The sequence below is a fragment of the Microcoleus sp. S13_C3 genome, from assembly GCF_036700905.1.
In the GTDB taxonomy this organism is placed as follows: Bacteria; Cyanobacteriota; Cyanobacteriia; order Cyanobacteriales; family Microcoleaceae; genus Microcoleus.
Genome location: NZ_JAUBPT010000113.1, coordinates 1 through 4,215, shown reverse-complemented (window position 1 = coordinate 4,215; position 4,215 = coordinate 1). Strand labels below are relative to the sequence as shown.

The following is a 4,215-nucleotide window of genomic DNA, read 5'->3' as shown; positions in this document are numbered from 1 at the left end:
TGACTGATGACTGTTGACTGATGACTGATGACTGTTAACTGTTGACTGTTGACTGTTGACTGTTGACTGATGACTGTTAACTGTTGACTGTTGACTGATGACTGATGACTGTTGACTAATGACTAATGACTAATGACTAATGACTAATGACTAATGACTAATGACTGTTGAAAATCTAAAATCTAAAATCTAAAATCTAAAATCGCCTGATGATCAATAAATAAAAGCGGCAGTCGCCTGCCACTTTTACCTGTAACTTGATGTCTGGAAACCTTAGAAACTAAAGGTAGTCCGCAGGAGTCCTACCCAGATATCGTCGTTTTTGTTGTTGTGTTCGGGATTCAGAATCACGTAAACGCCCGGTGTCACTGAGATAAAGTCATTGACTTGGAAGCGATAGAAACCCTCTAGGTGATAAGAGGTGTCACCATCTTTTCGCCGGCTTCCGTCCGCTCTTCTGACATCGCTATCGGTAACTTTTGGCGGTACGCCGAAGACAAAGCCGAGGAGGTTGCCTTGGCGGCCAAAATCTGGCAAGGCCAAAGTGACAGCAGCGTTTTGGATGGTAGCGTCCTTGTTGCCGCCCCGCAGTTGTTCAGCCTTGGTGTAACCGTACCAACCGCCAATCTGAAAGCGGCTGCTCGGTTTGAAGTTAACTTGCACGCCAAAGTTATCTGATGCAGTGGCTGGTTGATCTGATGTGCCCGGTTCAGGTAATCCGGTCTGTGGATTTGATACGATCGTCTCTCGAATGAAAGGTCGGTTAGCCAAGGCACTGCCCGTACCGCCCATGATGTTGACATCGCCGTCCCGACTGTATTTCCGGGTGTAAGTCAGGCCCAAATCAAACGGTTTGCTAAAAAAGCCTATCTGACCCAGAGCGCTGAAAGAACCGTCGAAAACGCCCCTGCCGTCTGCTGGGTTGGGAGCATCGCTGTCGCCGGCCAGATAGCCTGCGGTAGCTCGGAGGCTGCCCAAGTTGAAAGTCACACTTGCGCCAGCTCCCTGCGGCCCGCGGAATACGGCCGGGTTGCGAACTCCAAATCTGGAAATTGAACCAGTACCCGTAGAGTTAAAGGGTGTTACCGTCTCTGCAATTTCATCCAGGTCAAGTCCTTTAGGACCGACAAAGACTGTAGCGCCACCCAGCGGGAAACGATAGTACAGTTCGTCTAGTGAGAAATTGCTGTTATCACCCCCATCAAAGGCTAGGCGAGCCATGTTAGTACCCGTAGCGGTTTTTGCTGAGTAGTTGGCGACGTTGTTTGCTTGCAAGCGGGTTCTGAGCAAGTCTCGACCGGTGAAGCTTGTCAATAAGTTCAAGCGCACCCGGTAGCCAAAGTTGGTAGAGGTTTTGTCGTCGTGAAGGCCGACACCATCTCCGAAGGTGTCGCTGACGGCAAAAATGGCTTCTCCAGCCAATTTGGTGGTGGTGGAGAACTGGTTGGCTTCGAGTTCTGCAGTGCGAGCTTCTAGGCCGTCTACTCGTCCGCGCAGGGTAGCGAGTTCGGCTGCAAATTCTTCTTGCAGGCGTTGCAGGATGGCTAAGTCGTCTCGGGTAACCAAGTTACCTGTTGACCCAATTAGTTTGGTTATGTTGTCTAAGCAAGCGTTGACGCCGGCTGCAAATTCGTAGCGAGTCAGGGCGCGGTTGCCGCGGTAGGTGCCGTCGGGATAACCTACGATACAACTGTAGCGTTCGACTAGGGATTGCAGGGCTTGGAATGCCCAATCTGTCGGGCGCACGTCGGAGAGCTGAGAGACTGATGTCACCTGGGACATGGTTCCCGACTGTTGGGCCGGCAGCGCTTGGGGAGCGACAGGGACGATCGGGCCGCCCATTCCGGCTGCTGGTGTCTGAGCAATTTCTACCTTAGTAGCTGGGGTGCTGGCTACTGCTGGCACTTCAATTTTCCCAGCAACTTCTGTCTGGCTGCTTTGCACTGCCAAGTCTGATGCTTGGGGATCCGGTTCGGCTTTGCCTGCTGCTGCTAGGGGTTCAGTCGCTGCTATGGCGCTGGCCGGAGCGATTGGGGCTGCTAACTCGATGTCGCTCCCTGTTGTTTGCGGTGTTGTTTGCAGTGCTGCTTCGCTGGTTTGTCGTTCGATTAAGGCGAGTTTTTCAGCATCTGCTTCGTTGACGAGCGGGGTTTGGGCCGCTTCGACGCTGCTGTTTAAAGCCAGCTTTTCTGGGGCAGCAGGGGCTGCTGCCACTGGTTCTGCAACTATTTCTGCAATTTTTGACTCAGATGACTGAGCTGTAGCTACCTGGTTGGCTTCAGCGGTAGCGGTCACTTCTGCGGCGATCGCAGTGGCACTCATGACTGATGATAGCCCCAGAATTGCCGGGGATATTAGCAGTAAATTCCAAAAAGTTCTGTTCATTTTCCTCACACCTTCACACTCTATTCAACTCGACGAGCAGCAATTCCCAACTGCTAATTTTTGTGGTTGCTTGCCTGTTGACAATAACTGCCAAAATAGAACCTATCCATAACCGTTGATTCACCGTTGATTCACCGTTGATTCACCGTTGATTCACCGTAGGCGTGTCTACTTCTGCTTGAACGTAGCGGGCTGGGCCCTTGTACCGCCCAGGCATCAATTCATGTCAAGCCCACATTACCTTACGGTTGATTATACCATCACCTGCTAATTTGATCTCTCGATCGCCAGATTTGCTTGAGTTGCTCTGTAGGCGATCGACAACTGGTTCTACGGGTTCGACCACAATCTGCCTCAAACTGACAACTGCCCAGAGTCCTCGGTTACGCCAGACTTAATAGACAGTTATAGGTAGGATTGTGGCTGCTTGTCGCATCCCTTATACAGCTTTATATCCTATAATGTCAAGCTTTTTAACCTAACTTTAAACCTCGCGACCCGGCAGGGGCTATTTTCGCGCCCTGAGTGGGGAACTGAGACCTCAAGGCTGGTAGATTTACCCGCTGCAAACCAAAGTTCAGGCTTGACCCATTTTGGTTTTTTGATGCCCGCTGCAGCCGGGGCTTGCTAGGGCGATCGCCATTTTTGAGACGGGCAGTCGGCGGGTTTAACCCACATTCCGCAGTTCTGGCTTTGATGACTAAGGATTTTCATACATTCACTGTAGGAAAAATATCTGTGCCTACCTTTTCTAATTTTAGTATCATTATTTTGCGATTTTGGCGAAATATAAGAATTTTAAATCCCGATATTTCCTAATATATTCCTTCGGCAATATCTGAACTCATTCTCCCTAAATTAGACATTAAAAGTCCGGCAACATGATTGTTTTGTGGCACCTTATTTGAATTAATTCAACAATATTATCCGGTTTGTTTTCCGATTCACCCATCTTCACCTATTAAATAATATTGACTGCAAACCTTTCCTAAATAATTTAATATCGACCGACGTTCCTTTGTGAAGTTGCTTATTTGTTCCGCTCCATTTAGGTTGACTCAATGTGGCTCTTCCGTACTTATTGTGATAAGTTTTTAGGAAAATGCCAAAAAAGTAATGCCCGTATTTCAAAAGTTATCAAATTCCTAAATTCAAAACCACACCTTTTTAATAGCTTTAATTTAGTATTAATTCCCTCTAGAGCGATCCTACATGATTCGCAAAATTTGTAGGGTAGTGCTACCCCTACTCCCCGTGCCTACCCCTAATCTATCGGGCAACCGGGCGTGGGATTGCCCCTACAATAATTACGCAAATGATTTAGGATTGCTATACTATCCCATTAGTTGTTCTTTCTTCAAAATACCCCCCAATCTCTCCTAACCATCTTTTGATTGTTTCTACACTCTTTTTATAGTCTAGTGTCTAGACGCCTCTTTTTTAAAGCTTTTTCTCAACAACTTTATAAATCCAAATTCTTTTAAATGAGTTATTAATCCTGACTCAGGAATTGGCAGAATGCTTACCGGGCAATAATTATGTGGCTCATTTGATACTGTCCTGTTTTTTTCAATTCCGAATAGAAAACCCAATTTCTGGTTTTTTAGAAATTTTAAATTTTCCACTTCTGAATACCAACTATAGCCTTTCTCAGAAAGATGAGGTACTCATGGGCATAGGGCATAGGCCTCCGTGGGCATAGGGCATAGGCATCCGTGGGCATAGGGCATACCTCACCACGCTTGAGAACCGCTATAGCCTTTCTCAGAAAGATGAGGTACAATAACAGCAGTGTGTAAACCAGTTAAAAATATTTGACGATGTAACCTG

At 47.4% G+C, this 4,215-nt stretch carries 1 protein-coding gene and 1 pseudogene; both read right to left on the bottom strand.

Features of this window, described 5'->3' with window-relative positions; all coding sequences use genetic code 11:
• Positions 1 to 273: 273 nt before the first annotated feature.
• On the bottom strand, positions 274 to 2,385 hold the full coding sequence (locus QUA16_RS25570; protein ID WP_333106586.1) for an iron uptake porin: 2,112 nt from the start codon (positions 2,383 to 2,385) through the stop codon (positions 274 to 276).
• 1,421 nt (positions 2,386 to 3,806) lie between these two features.
• Positions 3,807 to 4,031 (bottom strand): annotated as a pseudogene (locus QUA16_RS25565) (IS701 family transposase); the annotation flags it as partial.
• Between the last annotated feature and the right edge of the window lie 184 nt (positions 4,032 to 4,215).

Coding starts and splice junctions, on each gene's coding strand:
- QUA16_RS25570 (WP_333106586.1), bottom strand. CDS start 2,385: ATGAACAGAACTTTTTGGAATTTACTGCTAATATCCCCGGCAATTCTG.